Genomic DNA, 17,105 nt, shown 5'->3' with positions numbered 1-17,105 from the left:
TCCTCTTCCGCTGGTGACGGTGCTGGCTGGTGCGGTTCTTGCGGGTCGGGCGGGTGGTGCTGCTGTGCCGGGTCCCCGGCGTCCTCGCACAAGAAAACCCCCCGGCCCGGGCGGGCGGCGAGGGGTGCGCGCAGACGTCGACGAGGTCCGTCAGGCTGCGCGCCTGCGAACTACGAGGAGGGTGGTGCCGGACACGTGCCCACGGTCGCGTGCGACGCCGGGGGTGTCAAGCGGTGACATGGCCCATCTCGTCATCTGAGACGAGCGTCCTGCTCTGCGAGACCGCCGGGGGGAGCAGCCGACGGCGCTCCGCGACGTGGGCGGTGGCCACCTCGGCCTCGAGCGGCAGGGAGAACAGGTAGCCCTGGCCCAGCGTGCACCCGGCCCGGCGCAGCAGCAGGAGCTGGTCGAGGGACTCCACGCCCTCGGCGACGACCGACAGCGAGAGGTCGCGGCCGAGCCGCAGGACCGCCGGCACCGTGTCGCGCGGTCCCCCGGCCCGGGCCACGAGGTCGCGGTCGATCTTGAGCGAGTCGAGTGGGAGCCGCGGGAGGTAGGACAGCGACGAGTACCCCGTGCCGAAGTCGTCCAGGGCGATCCGCACGCCGAGCCCGCGCAGCGCGGTGAGCTCCCGGGTGGAGTGCTCGAGGTCGCGGACGAGCTGGTGCTCGGTGATCTCGAGGGTGAGCGCGTCGGCCGGGACGTCGTAGCGCTCGAGCGCCCGGCGCACCTCGTCGGCGAGGTCGCCGGTCTCGAGCTGGCGGGCCGAGACGTTGACGGCCAGCCGCGTGGTGAGACCGCAGCTCAGCCACTCCCCCAGCTGGCGCACGCCGGCGTCGAGCACCCAGCGGCCGATCTGGACGATGAGCCCGCTCTCCTCCGCGGCGGCCACGGCGTCGGCCACGGCCCAGCCCGGCAGGTCGGCGACGTCGAAGCGCAGGAGCGCCTCGAACGCGACGATCTCGCCCGTGCGCAGGTCGACGATGGGCTGGTAGGCCAGGCGCAGGCGGTCGCGCACCAGCGCCGTGCGCAGCCGGGCCGCGCCGTCGAGGCGCCGCAGGGCGTTGGAGTGCATCTCCGGCTCGTACACCGCGACGCGGTCGCGCCCGCTGGACTTGGCCCGGTAGAGCGCGAGGTCCGCGTTGCGCAGGGTGGACTCGGCGTCGTCGTCGGCCTCCGGCCGGGCCAGGCCGATGCTCGCCGACACCACGACGTCGCGGCCGGCCAGCTCGTAGGGCCGCGACAGCGACACCCGCAGCCGCTCGGCCACCTCGAGCGCCTCGTCGTCGCTGCACCCGTCGAGGAGCGCGACGAACTCGTCGCCGCCGAAGCGCGCCACGACGTCGGTCTCCCGCACCTCGGCCGACAGGCGCGTGGCGGCCTCCACGAGCAGCTCGTCGCCCACCGCGTGGCCGAACGAGTCGTTGACGTCCTTGAAGCCGTCGAGGTCGACGAAGAGGACCGCGACCAGCGGGTAGCGGTGGCCGCGCAGCGCCAGCTCGACCCGGCCGGTGAACTCGTCGCGGTTGGGCAGGCCGGTCAGCACGTCGCGGGTCGCGCGGTGGCGGAACAGGTCGGCCTGGCGCGACACCTGGGTGACGAGCTGGCGGTTCTCGATCCCGAGGATCGCCTGCCCGGTCACCATCGAGAGCAGCAGCGTCATCACGACGAAGGCGAGCATGGCGTCGGGCGGGCGGCCCAGCGACCAGGCGAGCACCACGGCGCCCACGGCGGTGCAGGCGGCCAGGAACGAGCCGCGCACCGGGCTCACCATCGACCCGCGGTCGTCGAGCCGGGCGAAGGGGTCGGCGTCGATCCAGGGGATGAGCATGCCGAGGACCAGCGCCCCGGCCCACGACGCGACGTACATCGTGACGGCACCGTCGCCCATACCGGAGGTGCCGAAGAACGAGCGGTACATGTCGCCGTTGGCCAGGAGGGCGACGGTGATCGAGAGGGCGAGCGCGCCGTAGCGGCGCCCGGGCGGCAGCAGCCGGGTCAGCGCGAACACCACGCTGGCGACGACGAAGTCGACCAGCAGCCACGAGGTGCTGGCCACGAGGTCGCCGGAGAAGCCGACGGCGGCCGTCGGCGTGAGGGCGGTGAGCCACAGCAGGACGAACAGCGACCCGCCCAGCAGCCACCCGTCGAAGCCGAGCAGGAGCCACGCGTGCGCCGTGCGGTCCTTGCGCTGGAGCGCCACGAGGGCGACGGCGCCCGATCCGGCGCCGAGGAGCCGCACCGCGACCTGGGCCGGGGAGTCGGCGTCGAGCCCTGTCGACACGTGCAGGTACGCCGCGCAGACGGCCACGACGCCCATGAGCACCCAGGCCACGCGGAGCCGACCGGCCTGTCGCAGACCGGCCAGCACCAGGGCACCGGCGGCCACGAGGCCGAGCAGGCCTAGCCCCAGGTACGGCGCGCCGCCGTCGGCGCGGTGCAGCGCCGCATACGCCGCCACGCACGCCGCGACGGCGCAGGCGCCCAGGGCCACGGCGAAGCGCTGCCCGGTGCGCGCGGCCGCGCGCGCGGGCACGGCCGGGCCGGGAGCGCTCACCGTGTGGGCATCGGCGCGCTGCCGGGGATCTTGAGCCGGGCGCCCCTTCGTCGCAGGTCAGGGGCCGTTCGGCCGAGCCCGTTCAGTCGCAGACGGCGCCGTAGCGGGCCGAGCCCACGAGCTTGACGTACTTGGCCAGCACCCCGCGCTCGTGCTTGGGGGCGGGCGGGGTCCACGACGCGCGGCGCGCCGCGAGCTCGGCGTCGTCGACGAGCAGCTCGAGGGTGCGCCGGCCGGCGTCGAGCCGGATGCGGTCGCCGTCGCGGACGAGGGCGATGGGGCCGCCGTCGACCGCCTCGGGCGCGATGTGCCCCACGCAGAGACCGGTGGTGCCGCCGGAGAACCGCCCGTCGGTGACGAGCAGCACGTCCTTGCCGAGCCCGGCCCCCTTGATGGCGCCCGTGACGGCGAGCATCTCGCGCATGCCCGGGCCGCCCTTGGGTCCCTCGTAGCGGATCACGACGACGTCGTCCTTGCGCAGCGTGCCCTCCTCGACCGCCGCCATCGCCGCGGCCTCGCCGTCGAACACCCGGGCGTTGCCCTCGAACACGTCGCGGTCGAACCCGGCCGTCTTGACCACCGCGCCGTCGGGGGCGAGCGAGCCGGACAGGATGGCCAGGCCGCCGGTGTGGTGGATCGGGTCGCTCAGGGCCCGGAGGATCTTGCCGTCCGGGTCGGGCGGTGCGATCGCGGCGAGGTTCTCGGCCATGGTGCGCCCGGTCACGGTGAGGCAGTCGCCGTTCAGGAGCCCGGCGTCGAGCAGCGCCTTCATCACCACGGGCACGCCGCCGATGCGGTCGACGTCGCTCATGACGTAGCGGCCGAAGGGCTTGACGTCGGCCAGGTGCGGCACCTTGTCCGCGACCCGGTTGAAGTCCTCGATGTCGAGCTCGACGTGCGCCTCGTGCGCGATCGCGAGCAGGTGCAGCACGGCGTTGGTCGAGCCGCCGAGCGCGACCACCACCGCGATGGCGTTGAGCAGCGACTCGCGCGTGATGATGTCGCGCGTGGTGATCCCGCGGCGCAGCAGCTCGACCACGGCCTCGCCCGAGCGACGGGCGTAGCCGTCGCGGCGCCGGTCGACGGCGGGCGGCGCGGCGGAGCCGGGCAGCGACATGCCCATCGCCTCCGCGGCCGCGGCCATGGTGTTGGCGGTGTACATGCCGCCGCAGGCGCCCTCGCCGGGGCAGATGGCCCGCTCGATGGCGTCGACCTCCTCGCGGGTGATGAGCCCCCGCGCGCACGCACCGACCGCCTCGAAGGCGTCGATGATCGTGACCTCCTTGTCGCCCACCTTGCCCGGCAGGATCGACCCGGCGTAGAGGAACACCGCCGCGACGTCGAGGCGCGCCGCGGCCATGAGCATCGCCGGCTCCGACTTGTCGCAGCCGGCCAGCAGGACGGCACCGTCGAGCCGCTCGGCCTCGAACACGGTCTCCACCGAGTCGGCGATGACCTCGCGGCTCACCAGCGAGTAGTGCATGCCGACGTGCCCCATGGAGATGCCGTCGGATACCGAGATGGTGCCGAACTCCAGCGGGTAGCCGCCGCCGGCGTGGACGCCGTCCTTCGCCGCGTCGGCCAGCCGGTCGAGCGAGAGGTTGCACGGCGTGATCTCGTTCCACGACGACGCGACGCCGATCTGCGGCTTGCCCCAGTCGTCGTCGCCCATGCCGACGGCGCGGAGCATGCCGCGCGCCGCCGCGCGCTCGAGGCCGTCGGTGACGGTGCGGGACCGGGGCTTGATGTCGGGAGTCTCGGTGGTCACGGCGTGAGCCTACGAGCCCCCGCGTCCCCGCGGGCGTCCTGGTCCTGGTCTCGCGCCGGCGCCGGCAGCCCGGGATCCCGTCGCCGGGTCAGGGCCGGGTCATCACGTTCGCGAGCGGCTCGCCCGCCCGCCACCGGCGCAGCTGGGCGGCGACCAGGCGGCGGGCGCGCGGGAGGAAGGCCGACGTGTTGCCGCCCACGTGCGGCGACACCAGCACCCCGGGCAGCGTCCACAACGGGTGGTCCGGCGGCAGCGGCTCGGGGTCGGTGACGTCGAGGGCGGCGCGCACGTGACCGCGACGCACCGCGTCGACGAGGTCGTCGGTGACGACGACCGGCCCGCGGGCCACGTTCACCAGCAGCGCTCCCGGGCGCATCCGCGCCAGGAACGCGGCGTCGACCATCCCGGTCGTCTCCGGGGTCTGCGGCACGATGAGGACGACGACGTCGGCCTGCGGCAGCAGCGCGTCGAGCTCGTCCGTGCCATGCACGACGGTGCCGTCGTCGAGGGTGCGGGCGGTGCGCCCCACCCGCACCACCTCCGCCTCGAACGGGAGGAGCCGGCTCACCAGCGCCCGGCCGACGTGGCCCTGCCCGAGCACCAGCACCCGGCGGTCGGCCAGCGACTCGCGCCGCGAGGGGATCCACTCGCCACGGGACTGGGCCCGGGCGAAGTCGTCGATCCCCCGCAGGCTGGCCAGCACGAGGCCCACCGCGAGCTCGGCCGTGCTCGCGTCGTGGACGCCCGCGGCGTTGCAGAGGGTCACGCCGTCCGGCAGGTGCGGCCACACGTTGTCGACCCCGGCGGTGAGCGTCTGCACCACCTCGAGCCGCGGCATGCGCTCGATGAGCCGGAAGGCGGGAGCGGCGCCCATGTAGGGCGGCACGTAGAGGACGACGCGGTCGAGCACCTGCGCCGCCGGCTCGACCTCGCCGTCGAACACCGCGACGTCGAGCCCGTCGGTGGCGCCGTCGAGCACCTCGGCGTGGTCGGCCCAGGGCAGCATGACGACGGTCCCGCTCACCCGTGCGACGCTAGCCGCCCGCCGCCCCGGCCGCGGCGCCGGCCCGGCACCGCGCCGCTAGCCTCGTCCCGTGCGCACCAGGACCCTCGGCAGCAGCGGCATCGACGTCGGCGAGATCGGGCTCGGCTGCATGGGCATGACCCACGCCTACGACCTCGCCTCCCGTGACGACGAGGCGTCGGTGGCGGTGATCCACCGCGCGCTCGACCTGGGCGTCACGCTGCTGGACACCGCCGACGTGTACGGGCCGTACACGAACGAGGAGCTGGTCGGCCGCGCGCTGGCCGGGCACCGCGACCGGGCCGTGCTGGCCACCAAGTGCGGGCTCGTGCCCGACCCGACCTACCGCTTCGGCCGCAACGGCTCCCCGGAGTACGTCCGCGCGGCCTGCGACGCGTCGCTGCGGCGCCTCGGCGTCGACCACGTCGACCTCTACCAGCTGCACCGCGTCGACCCCGACGTGCCGCTCGAGGAGACGTGGGGCGCCTTCGCCGGCCTCGTGGCCGCCGGCAAGGTGCGCGCGATCGGCCTGTCGGAGGCGACGGTGGAGCAGCTCGAGCTCTGCCACGCGATCCACCCCGTGGCCACCGTGCAGAGCGAGCTCTCGCTGTGGACCCGCGACTGGGCCGCCGAGGTGCTGCCCTGGTGCGACCGGCACGGCGTCGCCTTCCTGCCCTACTCGCCGCTGGGCCGCGGCTTCCTCACCGGCGCGCTCACCTCCGACCAGATCGCGGGTGACGACTTCCGCAGCACGCTCCCCCGGTTCAGCCAGGAGGCGATGGACGCCAACCAGGCCATCGTGGACGCCGTCCGCCGCGTCGCGGACCGGGTCGGCGCCACGCCGGCCCAGGTCGCGCTGGCCTGGCTGCTGGCGCAGTCGCCGCGCGTGGTCCCCATCCCGGGCACCAAGCGCGTCGGCCGGCTCGAGGAGAACGTCCGGGCCGCGGACGTGGTGCTCGGCGAGGACGACCTCGCGGAGCTCGACGCCCTGCCGGCTCCCGCCGGAGGACGCTACTGAGCCCCTGCACGGGCCGCCCCTGCGCCGGCGCGCGCCGTACGGGTCCTGCGACCCCAGGGGCCCTGCGCCGTGAGGTGGACGTCGTCGGACGCGACGTGCCGCATCGCCCGATCGTGACTTACCGTGGAGTCCCTGTCCCCCGTCCGTGGAGCACCGCTGTGCAGCACCGGCCCGCACGTCGCGCCGCCGTCCTGGCGCTCGCGTCGTCGCTGCTGCTCGCCGCGTGCGCCGGGCCCTCCCTCAGCGTCGGCTCGCCCGGCGGCGGACCGTCCGGCGAGGCGTCGCCGTCCACGTCGGCGCCGGCACCGGTCACGCCGCGGCTGTCCGTGGCCAGGACCGCGTCGTGGAAGAAGCCGCTGCGGGTCGCCGTCACCGCCGGCGCGCTCACCAACGTCGTCGTCACCGAGCACGACGGCGCGACCGTGCTCGCCGGCCAGGTGAACCCCGCCGGCACGGCGTGGCTCAGCGACACCCACCCGCAGCCCGGCACGCGCTACGACCTGTCCGCCGACGTCGTCGTCGCGGGCCGGCCCACCCACCTCACGGGCTCGGTGACGGTGGCCGAGCAGCCCGACTCCGCCCGCATGCTCTACGGCGTGCTGCCCGGGCCGGGCGCCGTGGTCGGGGTGAACGCCCCGATCGTCATCCGCTTCCACCACGAGGTGCAGGACCGCAAGACGGTCGAGGAGCACCTGCTCGTCGCCACCGAGAAGCCGCTCATCGGCTCCTGGCACTGGATCAACTCCAGCGAGGTGCACTTCCGGCCGCAGACCGCGTGGCCGGCGCACTCCAAGGTGCGCGTCACCGTCGCCCTCGACGGCGTCAAGGTCAGCTCCACCCGGTGGGGCACCCGCGACGCCGTCATCGACTTCCAGATCGGCGCGGCGCAGACGGTCGTGGTCGATGACAAGACCAAGACCTTCACGCTGTCGGTGGACGGCAAGAAGAAGTACGTCTGGCCCACGAGCCTGGGGCGCCCCGAGTACGTCACGCGCACGGGCAACTACATCGTGCTCGAGCACAACAAGGTGCGCGAGATGACCTCCTGCTCGGCCGGGATCACCTGCGACAAGAAGAGCCCGGACTACTACGACCTCCAGGTCCAGTTCGCCACCCGGCTGTCGTGGTCGGGCACGTTCATCCACGCGGCGCCGTGGTCGGTCGCCAAGCAGGGCCTCGTCGACAGCTCGCACGGGTGCATCCACCTCACCACCGACCGCGCGCAGATCTACTTCGACCTCAGCCAGTACGGCGACCTCGTCGTGGTGAAGAACACCGGCCGGCCGATCGACGACCTCGTGCAGCACGGCGACCCGGGTGCCGACGACTGGAACAGCAGCTGGTCGAGCTACGTCGCCGGGTCCGCCCTCGGCTCCTCGGTCACCACCGAGCAGCTCGAGTCCTGAGCCACCGGCGGCCGCACCGGTCAGCCGGCGAGCCAGTCCTCCACCCTCTCCGCGACGCCGACGCGCCGGTCGAGGTCCTCGAGCAGCCCCACCAGGTCGAGGTCGTACGGCGGACCCGCGTCGATCGAGCGGTCGACGCTGAAGCGGATCCAACCCAGCCGCGACGCCAGAGCCGGCCCGAGGTCGCTCCCCCGGACGCGGGGCGCCGCGCCGGCGACGGCGGCGTACCCGTCGAGCACGGCGCGCGCGGCGCGCGGGTCGCGCCAGGCCGCCATCGTGAGGGCCGCGTGCGCGAGGTCGTGCGCCGGCAGCGACGGCAGCACGACGTCCCAGTCGAGCAGCACCGGCCCGTCCGGCCCGAGCAGCAGGTTCTTCTGGTCGAGGTCGCCGTGCACGAGCACGGCGTCCGCGTCGTCCCACGGCTCGAGCAGCGCCGAGGCGCGCGCGGCCAGCGGCTCGGACGACGCCAGCAGCCCGGCCCACGGCGCCCCCGCCTCGCGCGCCCGGGACACCAGCGCGGGCCAGTGGGCGACGGTCGTGAGCCCGGCACGATCGGCGTAGAGCTCGGGCCGGAGGGGCTTCATCGCGAGCGCGTGCACCCGCGCGACCGTCTCACCGGTCCATCGGGCGAGCGCGTCGCCCACCGGCTCCCGCGCCACGGCCTCGCCCGGCTGCCACCGGTGCAGCCGCACCGGCAGGCGCACGGCCGCGTCGGCCGAGGGCACCCACGCGACGCACCCGCCGTCGCCGGGGACGGCCACCGGCTGGGGCACGCGCACACCCCCGGCGGCGGCCGCGTGCTCGAGCAGCCAGCCCTCCGCGAGCCAGTCGAGCCACTCCGGCACGCCCCACGGGTTGCGCACGACCTTGAGCGCGAGGTCGCCCGCCGTGGTCCGCATCCGCAGCACGAGGTTGGACCACGACCCGGCGACGACGTCGGCCCCGAGCACCCGGCCCGGCAGCGCGAACGCGTCGCGGACGGCGAGGAGGTCCGGCACGCCCGCGGGCTCGAGCTCCTCGGCGCGCGTCACGCGCAGAACCCTAGGTGAGCGGCCCCGACGCCGAGCCCGCGCGCGGCCCGGTCACAGCACCGAGCGCACGAGGTGCACGAGGGCCCCGAGCGCGACGGCAGCGAGGCCGCTGACCACCGCCAGCAGCGCGAACGGCAGCACGCGCGTGACGAGCGCTGCCTCGCCGGTGTAGCCGAAGCACAGGAACGAGAAGCCGAGCACGAAGCCGAACAGCCCCAGTCGCAGCGCCTTGCCGCGCGCCGTGCCCGGGACGTTGCCCAGCACGACCACGGCCACCGCCCACACGACCACGGTCCACCCGCCGAGGCCGGCCAGCGGGTGCGCGCTGAGCCAGCCGAGCACCAGCGCCGCCGGGGCCGCGACGGCGAGCACACGGGCCTCACGGCCCGTGCGGGCCCCGGGCGACGGCTGCGGCCGGTCGGCGGGAGCGGTCATGCCCGGCACTCTAACGTGCGACGATGCATCGCCGCACGTAGTAGTGGCGGATCAGGCCTGCTCCTCCGTGACGCCGAGGCGCTCGAGCAGCAGCGCGCGCACCCGAGCGGCGTCGGCCTGGCCGCGGGTGGCCTTCATGACCGCGCCGACGATCGCCCCGGCCGCGGCCACCTTGCCGCCCCGGATCTTGTCCGCGACGTCCGGCTGGGCGGCCAGCGCCTCGTCGATCGCCGCCAGGAGCGGCCCGTCGTCGCTGACGACGGCCAGCCCGCGGGCGGCGACCACGGTGCCCGGGTCGCCCTCGCCGGCCAGGACGCCGTCGATCACCTGGCGCGCCAGCTTGTCGTTGAGCGCCCCCTCGCCGACCAGCTGCTCCACGCGCGCGACGTCCGCCGGCGTGATCGGCAGGTCGCCCACCTCGACGCCGCGCTCGTTCGCGACGCGGGCGAGCTCGCCGAGCCACCACTTGCGCGCGGACGCCTGGTCGGTGCCGAGGGCCACGGTGGCCTCCACGACGTCGAGGGCACCGGCGTTGACCACGGCGGACATGTCGAAGTCGCTGATCCCCCAGGCCGCCTGCAGCCTCGCACGTCGCACTGCTGGGTTCTCCGGCAGCGTGGCGCGCAGCTCCTCCACCCACTCGCGCGACGGCGCGATCGGCACGAGGTCGGGCTCGGGGAAGTAGCGGTAGTCCTCCGCCTCCTCCTTGCTGCGGCCCGAGGTCGTGGTGCCGGTGTCCTCGTGCCAGTGCCGGGTCTCCTGGGTGATGTGCCCACCGGCCGTGAGCACGGCCGCCTGGCGGGTCATCTCGTAGCGCACGGCGCGCTCCACCGAGCGCAGCGAGTTGACGTTCTTGGTCTCCGTCCGCGTGCCGTAGGGGTCGGACGGCGTGCGCCGCAGGGACACGTTGGCGTCGCAGCGCAGCGAGCCCTGCTCCATCTTCACGTCGGAGACGCCCAGCCCGCGCAGCAGCTCGCGCAGCGCCGTCACGTAGGCCCGGGCCACCTCCGGCGCGTAGCGGCCGGTGCCCTCGATGGGCTTGGTGACGATCTCGATGAGCGGGATGCCCGCGCGGTTGTAGTCCACCAGCGAGTAGTCCGCGCCGTGGATCCGGCCCGTGGCGCCGCCCTGGTGCGTGGTCTTGCCGGTGTCCTCCTCCATGTGCGCCCGCTCGATGCCCACCCGGAACGTGCGCACGCCCTCGTCGGTCTCGACGTCGACGTCGAGCCAGCCGTCGAAGCAGATCGGCTCGTCGTACTGCGAGGTCTGGAAGTTCTTCGGCATGTCCGGGTAGAAGTAGTTCTTCCGCGCGAAGCGGCACCACTCGGCGATCGAGCAGTTGAGCGCCAGCCCGATGCGGATGGCCGACTCGACCGCGACCTCGTTGACCACGGGCAGGGACCCGGGCAGCCCGAGGCAGGTGGGGCACACCTGGGTGTTGGGCGGGGCGCCGAACAGCGTGGGACAGCCGCAGAACATCTTGGTCGCGGTGCCGAGCTCGACGTGCACCTCGAGCCCGAGCACGGGGTCGAAGGCCTCGACGACCTCGTCGTAGGGCAGCACGGCGTCGTTGGTGGTGGTGCTCACAGCGCCGGGGCCTCCTCGAGGATCGGGTGCCCCCAGCGGTCGAGCAGCGCGGCCTCGACCGCGGCGCCGACGTTGTAGAGGCGGTCGTCGGCCATGGCGGGAGCCATGATCTGCAGGCCCACCGGCAGGCCGTCCTCCGGGGCGAGCCCCACCGGCAGCGACATCCCCGGCGTGCCGGCGAGGTTGGCCGGGATCGTCGCGATGTCGTTGAGGTACATGGCCAGCGGGTCGTCGAGCTTCTCGCCGAGCCGGAAGGCCGTGGTGGGCGCGGTCGGCGACACGAGGACGTCGGCCTGCTCGAAGGCAGCGGCGAAGTCGCGCTGGATCAGCGTGCGCACCTTCTGCGCGGAGCCGTAGTAGGCGTCGTAGTAGCCGGCCGACAGCGCGTACGTGCCGAGCATGATGCGGCGCACCGTCTCGTCGCCGAAGCCCGCCGCACGGGTGCGGCCCATCACCTGCTCGATCGACGGGTCGCCGTCGTCCTCGCCCACCCGCAGGCCGAACCGGACGCCGTCGAACTTGGCGAGGTTGCTCGAGCACTCGCTCGGCAGGATCAGGTAGTAGGCGGCGAGCGCGTAGGGGAAGTGCGGGCAGGACACCTCGACCACCTCGGCCCCGAGGGAGCCGAGCAGCTCGACGGTCTCCTCGAACCGCTGCCGGACCCCCGCCTGGTAGCCCTCGCCGCCGAGCTCGCGCACCACGCCGATGCGCATGCCGCGCACGTCGCCGCGCCGTGCCGCGCCCACGACGTCGGGCACCGGGGCGTCGATCGAGGTGGAGTCCAGGGGGTCGTGGCCGCCGATCACCGAGTGCAGCAGGGCGGCGTCGAGCACCGTGCGGCTGCACGGGCCGGCCTGGTCGAGCGAGGACGCGAGCGCGACCAGGCCGTAGCGGGAGACGCCGCCGTACGTGGGCTTGACGCCCACCGTGCCGGTGACGGCCGCCGGCTGGCGGATCGAGCCACCCGTGTCGGTGCCGATGGCCAGCGGCGCCTCGTACCCGGCCACCGCCGCCGCGCTGCCTCCCCCGGAGCCGCCGGGGATCCGGTCGAGGTCCCAGGGGTTGTGCGTGGGGCCGTAGGCCGAGTGCTCGGTGGAGGACCCCATGGCGAACTCGTCCATGTTGGTCTTGCCGAGGATCACGACGCCGGCCTCCTTCAGCCGGCGCGTGACGGTGGCGTCGTAGGGCGGCCGCCAGCCCTCGAGGATGCGCGACCCGCAGGTGGTGGGCACGCCGCGCATGGTCAGGACGTCCTTGAGCGCGAGCGGGACGCCGGCCAGCGGGCCGAGCACCTCGCCGGAGGCCCGCGCCGCGTCGACGGCCCCGGCGGCCGCGAGGGCGCCCTCGGTGTCGACGTGCAGGAAGGCGTGCACGCGGTCGTCGACCGCGGCGATGCGGTCGAGATGGGCCTGCGCCACCTCGACGGCGGACACGCTGCCGTCGGCGACCGCGGTGGCGGTCTCGGCCGCGGTGAGCCGGACCAGGTCGGTGGCGGCCATGCCGGGGCTCACTCCTCGTCCAGGATGCGCGGGACCCGGAAGCGCTCGGACTCGACCGACGGGGCGCCGGCGAGGGCCTCAGCGTTGCTGAGCGTGGGACGCACGACGTCCTCGCGGAAGACGTTGACCAGCGGCAGCGGGTGGCTGGTGGGCGGGACGTCGGCGGTCGCGACCTCGGACACCTGGGCGACGGCCCCGAGGATGACGCCGAGCTGCTCGGCGTAGTGGTCGAGCGACTCGGGCGGCAGGTCGATGCGGGCGAGACGGGCGAGGTGCGCCACGTCCTCGCGCGTGATCGAGGGGGTGTCCGGCATGGCGGTCATCCTACGGAGCGCAGCACGTCGCCCCGACCGCGGTGCCGGGCGTGCTCGAGGCCTCAGCCGCCGCCCTGACCCTCGCCGCCGCCCACCACGCGCAGGCCGGCCCGCTCGGCCGGGCCACGCACGACCCGCTCGACGAGCCACTGGGTCGCCTGGGCGGCGCCCATGGGCCGCGCCACGCGGTAGCCCTGCGCCACGTCGCAGCCCATGTCGCGCAGCGCCTTCCAGGTCAGCGACGTCTCGACGCCCTCGGCGACCACCGACAGGCCCAGCCCGTGGGCGAACCCGACGATCGAGCGCACCATCGCGGGGTCCGCCCCGCTCTCGTCGAGGCGGCGCACGAACGAGCGGTCGATCTTGATCTCCGCGACCGGCAGGCGCTCGAGGAGCACGAGCGAGGAGTAGCCGGTGCCGAAGTCGTCGAGCGAGCTGAGCACGCCGAGATCGGCCAGCTCGCGCAGGGTCGCGACGGCCCGGGCCGGGTCGTGGGCCAGCACGCTCTCGGTCAGCTCCAGCACCAGGGCGGCCGGCGGCAGGTGGTGCGCGTCGAGCTCGGCGGCGACCAGTCCGGCCAGGTCGGTGTCCTGCACGTCGCGCATGCTGACGTTGATCGCGACCGGCACCTGGATGCCGTGCCGCCACCACTCGGCGACCTGGTCGAGCGCGGAGGTGAGCACGAACGACGTCACGCGGTGCACCAGGCCCGTGCGCTCGGCGAGCGGGATGAACTCGTCCGGCGGCACGAGGCCGCGCTCGGGGTGCCGCCAGCGCACGAGCGCCTCGACCCCCACCACGGTGCCGTCGCCGAGGTCGACCTTCGGCTGGTAGTGCAGCTCGAGCTGGTGCTGGTCCAGCGCCTCGCGCAGGGCCGTGACGCTGCCGAGCCGGCTCGGCGAGTTGGGGTCGCGGGCCGCGTCGTAGATCTCGATGCCCGTCTGCTCGCCCTTGGCGACGTACATCGCGACGTCGGCGTGGCGCAGCAGCACGTCGACGTCCTCGCCGTGCTGGGGGCTCAGCGCGATCCCGATGCTGACGTCGACGTCCATGAGCAGGCCCTCGAGCCGGATCGGCTCGGACAGCGCCTGCTTGATCCGGCCCGCGACCTCCACCGCGTCCGTGGGGTGGTCGACGTCGGGCAGCAGCACCGCGAACTCGTCGCCGCCGAGCCGCGCCACGGTGTCGCCAGGCCGCACCGCGCCCACGAGCCGGCGCGCCACCACCTCGAGCAGCGCGTCGCCCGCGGCGTGCCCCAGGGTGTCGTTGACCTCCTTGAAGCGGTCGAGGTCGAGCAGCACCAGGCCCAGCGACCCGCCGTCGCGACGGCTGAGCGCCAGCGACTCCTCGACGCGCTGCTGGAGCAGCGTGCGGTTGGGGAGGTCGGTCAGCGCGTCGTGCAGGGCCTGGCGCTCCTTGTCGCGCGAGATCGCCGCGGTCTTGTAGACGCCGACGAGCGGCAGCAGCAGGAGCGGCACGAACTGCCAGGCCGTGGACGCCATCACGACGACGAACGGCGAGACCGCGAGGACGGACAGCGTCGAGAAGGTGTAGTACCAGAAGTCCTCGGTGAACGACTCCCACCAGGTCTGCCCCTCGGAGGCGCCGGTGCCGGCGACGAGCGCCAGGTTCACCAGGTGGTAGGCCAGCCACGACGCGAGCACCCAGGCGATGTCGACGCCGGCGAACTGCGTGCGCGGCACGGCCGAGGTCGTGGCCACGCCGGCGGCGTAGAGCACCAGCCACGCCGCGGCGACGCTGATGACGTACTGGCCCACGTTGAAGAGGACCTTCCACACCGCCTTGCGCTGCACCAGCTCGCCCAGCAGGATCGCCACCGCCTGCAGCACCACGGCGGTGGCGAAGCCCCACAGGTAGAGAGCGGCGAACACGAACGCGGTCGAGATGGCCACGCCCGAGCCCACGTAGTTGCTCGAGGCGATGACCGGGCGCAGCTCGCCGAGCATGGCCAGGGCGCCCACGACGACCAGGGGCCAGCCGATCGCGGCCAGGTCGACGTGGCGCAGCTCGGACAGCGCGACGGCGACGAGCACCCATCCCACGAGGACGCTGAACTGCCAGGTCAGGGCGAACAGGGACCACCCCCACAGGGACGGTCGTTCGCGCGCGCCCATGCGCCCTCCAGGCTCGGGACGGCAGGGCACGCGAGGTCGCCTCGCCTGCCGTCCCCTGGGAGATCGGCCGGACGGGCGACGACTTGAGCCCTCGTGCCGGTCCGGCCAGGCCCGCACCGTCCGCCCGTCCGGCCTCCCACCTGCGGGGACGCCGGGTCGCGGGCTCAGGCCGGGGGCGGTGAGGCCACCTCGCGGGCGGCGTCGGGGCCCTGCTCGAGCAGGACGCGGAAGCCGCCGGCGTCGAGCACCGGGCGGCCCAGCTCGACCGCCTTGTCGTACTTGGAGCCGGGGTTCTCGCCCACCACGACGAAGTCGGTCTTGCGCGAGACCGACCCGCTGACCTTGCCGCCTGCCTCCTGCACGGCGGCGGTCGCGCCGTCGCGCGACCACCCCTCCACCGTGCCCGTGATGACCACGGTGACGCCGTCGAGCGGGCGCGGGCCGGTGTCGGCGCGCTCCTCGGCCAGGCGCACCCCGGCGGCGCGCCACTTCTCGACCACCTCGCGGTGCCAGTCGACCGAGAACCAGTCCAGGAGCGCCTCGGCGATGACCGGGCCGACGCCCTCCGTGGCCGCGAGCTCCTCGACCGAGGCGGCCGCGATGCGGTCGAGGTCGCCGAACTCCCGCGCCAGCGCCTGGGCCGCGGTGGGGCCGACGTGCCGGATGGACAGCGCCACGATCACCCGCCACAGCGGCCGCTCGCGCGCGGCGCGCAGCTCGGTGAGGAGCTTCTCCGCGTTGGCCGTGAGCACCCGCTGCCCTCCCCCGCCGTCGCGGGTGAAGAACGCGGAGCGGGCGAGGTCCTCGCCGGTGAGGCCGAGCACGTCGCCCTCGTCGGAGACGATGCCGTCGTCGAGCAGCGCGACGGCGGCCTTGAACCCGAGGCCCTCGATGTCGAGCGCCCCGCGCGAGGCGACGTGGAACACCCGCTCGCGCAGCTGCGACGGGCAGGACCGCTGGTTGGGGCAGCGGATGTCGACGTCGCCCTCCTTCGCGGGCGCGAGCGGCGTGCCGCACGACGGGCAGCGGGTGGGCATGACGAAGGCGCGCTCCTGGCCGGTGCGCTCCTCGACCACCGGGCCGAGCACCTCGGGGATGACGTCGCCGGCCTTGCGCAGGAACACCAGGTCGCCGATGAGGACGCCCTTGCGGACGACCTCCTCCTGGTTGTGCAGGGTCGCCATCGACACCGTCGAGCCGGCCACCCGGACGGGCTCCATCACGGCGAACGGCGTCACGCGTCCGGTGCGCCCGACGTTGACCATGATGTCGAGCAGCCGCGTGCGCACGACCTCGGGCGGGTACTTGTAGGCGATCGCCCACCGCGGAGCGCGCGAGGTCGACCCCAGCCGGCCCTGGGTGGCGAGGTCGTCCACCTTCACCACGACGCCGTCGATCTCGTGCTCGACGTCGTGGCGGTGCTCGCCGTAGAAGGCGACGTACTCCTCGACCCCGGCGAGGTCCGCGACGACGCGGGCCCGGTCGCTGGTGGGCAGCCCCCAGCCCCGCAGCGCGGCGTAGGCGTCGGACTGGCGCGACGGCTCGTGCCCCTGCCACTCGCCGACGCCGTGCACCACGAGGCGCAGCAGCTCCAGGCGCCGGGTGGCGCGGGCCAGCTCGCCCTCGAGCCGCTCGACGGACGAGGCGCCGCGCTCGCGCGCCGCGGCGAGCTCCTGCTCGCGGCGGTCGACCCGCTGGCGCAGCGTGCCCGCACCGGCGTTGCGCGCGTTGGCGAACGGGGAGCGGCCCAGCTCGAGCATCTCGGCGTTGAGGGCGTCGAAGTCGGCGACCGGGAAGTACACCTCGCCGCGCACCTCCACGAGGTCGGGCACCGGGTGCTCGGCGGTGCCCGAGAGCGTGCGCGGGATCGCCGGGATGAAGCGCACGTTGTAGGTGACGTCCTCGCCGACGCGGCCGTCGCCGCGGGTGGCCAGCGAGCGCAGCCGGCCGCGCTCGTAGACGATGTCGACGGCCAGGCCGTCGACCTTCAGCTCGCAGAGCAGCTCGGGCACCGAGCCGAGGTCGCGCTCGATGCGGGCGGCCCAGGCGGCGAGCTCCTCGCTGCTGAACGCGTTGTCGAGGCTGAGCATGCGCTGCAGGTGCTCGACCGGCTCGAACATCTCCGACCGCTCGCCGCCGACCGCCTGCGTGGGCGAGTCGGCCGACACCAGCTGCGGGTGGGCCGCCTCGAGCTGCTCGAGCTCGCGGAACAGCGTGTCGTACTCGGCGTCGGACAGGGTGGGCGCGTCCTGCACGTAGTAGCGGCGGCGGGCGTCCTCGACCAGCTCGACCAGCTCGCGCCAGCGCGCGGCCGACTCGGCCGGCACGCCG

General features: G+C 74.5%; 12 protein-coding genes. 2 read left to right on the top strand and 10 right to left on the bottom strand.

What is annotated here, in order from left to right; all coding sequences use genetic code 11:
• Nucleotides 1–226 precede the first annotated feature (226 nt).
• The 3 genes from GC157_09510 to GC157_09500 form a co-directional block, all read right to left on the bottom strand.
• The gene (locus GC157_09510) at nt 227–2,557 is read right to left on the bottom strand and encodes an EAL domain-containing protein (GenBank protein MBI1377702.1); all 2,331 of its coding nucleotides are present in this window, start codon (nt 2,555–2,557) and stop codon (nt 227–229) included.
• 82 nt (nt 2,558–2,639) lie between these two features.
• Entirely contained in the window at nt 2,640–4,325 is a 1,686-nt protein-coding gene (gene ilvD, locus GC157_09505; GenBank protein MBI1377701.1) for a dihydroxy-acid dehydratase, read from the bottom strand.
• A gap of 88 nt (nt 4,326–4,413) precedes the next feature.
• Nucleotides 4,414–5,331 carry a dihydrofolate reductase gene (locus tag GC157_09500; protein MBI1377700.1) on the bottom strand — a complete coding sequence of 306 codons (918 nt, stop codon included), beginning with the start codon at nt 5,329–5,331 and terminating at the stop codon, nt 4,414–4,416.
• Nucleotides 5,332–5,419: 88 nt separating this feature from the next.
• Here GC157_09500 and GC157_09495 point away from each other — a divergent pair, with 88 nt between their 5' ends.
• Together GC157_09495 and GC157_09490 are read left to right on the top strand one after the other, a co-directional pair.
• Nucleotides 5,420–6,367, top strand: a complete 948-nt coding sequence (locus tag GC157_09495) for an aldo/keto reductase (GenBank protein MBI1377699.1) — start codon at nt 5,420–5,422, stop codon at nt 6,365–6,367.
• Nucleotides 6,368–6,525: 158 nt separating this feature from the next.
• On the top strand, nt 6,526–7,773 hold the full coding sequence (locus GC157_09490) for a L,D-transpeptidase family protein (GenBank protein ID MBI1377698.1): 1,248 nt from the start codon (nt 6,526–6,528) through the stop codon (nt 7,771–7,773).
• Nucleotides 7,774–7,793: 20 nt separating this feature from the next.
• Here GC157_09490 and GC157_09485 read toward each other — a convergent pair whose 3' ends face one another.
• The 7 genes from GC157_09485 to ligA all read right to left on the bottom strand — a co-directional run bounded on the left by GC157_09485 (nt 7,794) and on the right by ligA (nt 17,101).
• Nucleotides 7,794–8,804, bottom strand: a complete 1,011-nt coding sequence (locus GC157_09485; GenBank protein MBI1377697.1) for a phosphotransferase — start codon at nt 8,802–8,804, stop codon at nt 7,794–7,796.
• A 51-nt stretch (nt 8,805–8,855) separates the two neighbouring features.
• A complete protein-coding gene (locus GC157_09480; GenBank protein ID MBI1377696.1) occupies nt 8,856–9,239 on the bottom strand; it encodes a hypothetical protein in 384 nt (127 codons plus the stop codon).
• A 51-nt stretch (nt 9,240–9,290) separates the two neighbouring features.
• On the bottom strand, nt 9,291–10,826 hold the full coding sequence (gene gatB, locus GC157_09475; GenBank protein ID MBI1377695.1) for an Asp-tRNA(Asn)/Glu-tRNA(Gln) amidotransferase subunit GatB: 1,536 nt from the start codon (nt 10,824–10,826) through the stop codon (nt 9,291–9,293).
• On the bottom strand, nt 10,823–12,325 hold the full coding sequence (gene gatA, locus GC157_09470; GenBank protein MBI1377694.1) for an Asp-tRNA(Asn)/Glu-tRNA(Gln) amidotransferase subunit GatA: 1,503 nt from the start codon (nt 12,323–12,325) through the stop codon (nt 10,823–10,825). Before gatA ends, gatB begins: the two co-directional genes overlap by 4 nt.
• An 8-nt stretch (nt 12,326–12,333) precedes the next feature.
• A complete protein-coding gene (gene gatC / locus GC157_09465; GenBank protein ID MBI1377693.1) occupies nt 12,334–12,639 on the bottom strand; it encodes an Asp-tRNA(Asn)/Glu-tRNA(Gln) amidotransferase subunit GatC in 306 nt (101 codons plus the stop codon).
• A 62-nt stretch (nt 12,640–12,701) separates the two neighbouring features.
• The gene (locus tag GC157_09460) at nt 12,702–14,774 is read right to left on the bottom strand and encodes an EAL domain-containing protein (GenBank protein MBI1377692.1); all 2,073 of its coding nucleotides are present in this window, start codon (nt 14,772–14,774) and stop codon (nt 12,702–12,704) included.
• A gap of 164 nt (nt 14,775–14,938) precedes the next feature.
• Entirely contained in the window at nt 14,939–17,101 is a 2,163-nt protein-coding gene (gene ligA, locus GC157_09455) for an NAD-dependent DNA ligase LigA (GenBank protein MBI1377691.1), read from the bottom strand.
• Nucleotides 17,102–17,105: the final 4 nt, after the last annotated feature.

It is taken from the genome of Frankiales bacterium (assembly GCA_016125335.1).
Taxonomy (GTDB): Bacteria; Actinomycetota; Actinomycetes; order S36-B12; family CAIYMF01; genus Longivirga.
The sequence above is the reverse complement of the archived record's forward strand: the minus strand, read 5'-3'. Positions and strand labels throughout refer to the sequence as shown.

What these genes read in the sequence shown, in the direction of transcription:
- gatC (MBI1377693.1), bottom strand. Translation starts at nt 12,639, where the DNA reads ATGCCGGACACCCCCTCGATCACGCGCGAGGACGTGGCGCACCTCGCC.
- GC157_09480 (MBI1377696.1), bottom strand. Translation starts at nt 9,239, where the DNA reads ATGACCGCTCCCGCCGACCGGCCGCAGCCGTCGCCCGGGGCCCGCACG.
- GC157_09460 (MBI1377692.1), bottom strand. Translation starts at nt 14,774, where the DNA reads ATGGGCGCGCGCGAACGACCGTCCCTGTGGGGGTGGTCCCTGTTCGCC.
- gatA (MBI1377694.1), bottom strand. Translation starts at nt 12,325, where the DNA reads ATGGCCGCCACCGACCTGGTCCGGCTCACCGCGGCCGAGACCGCCACC.
- GC157_09500 (MBI1377700.1), bottom strand. Translation starts at nt 5,331, where the DNA reads ATGCTGCCCTGGGCCGACCACGCCGAGGTGCTCGACGGCGCCACCGAC.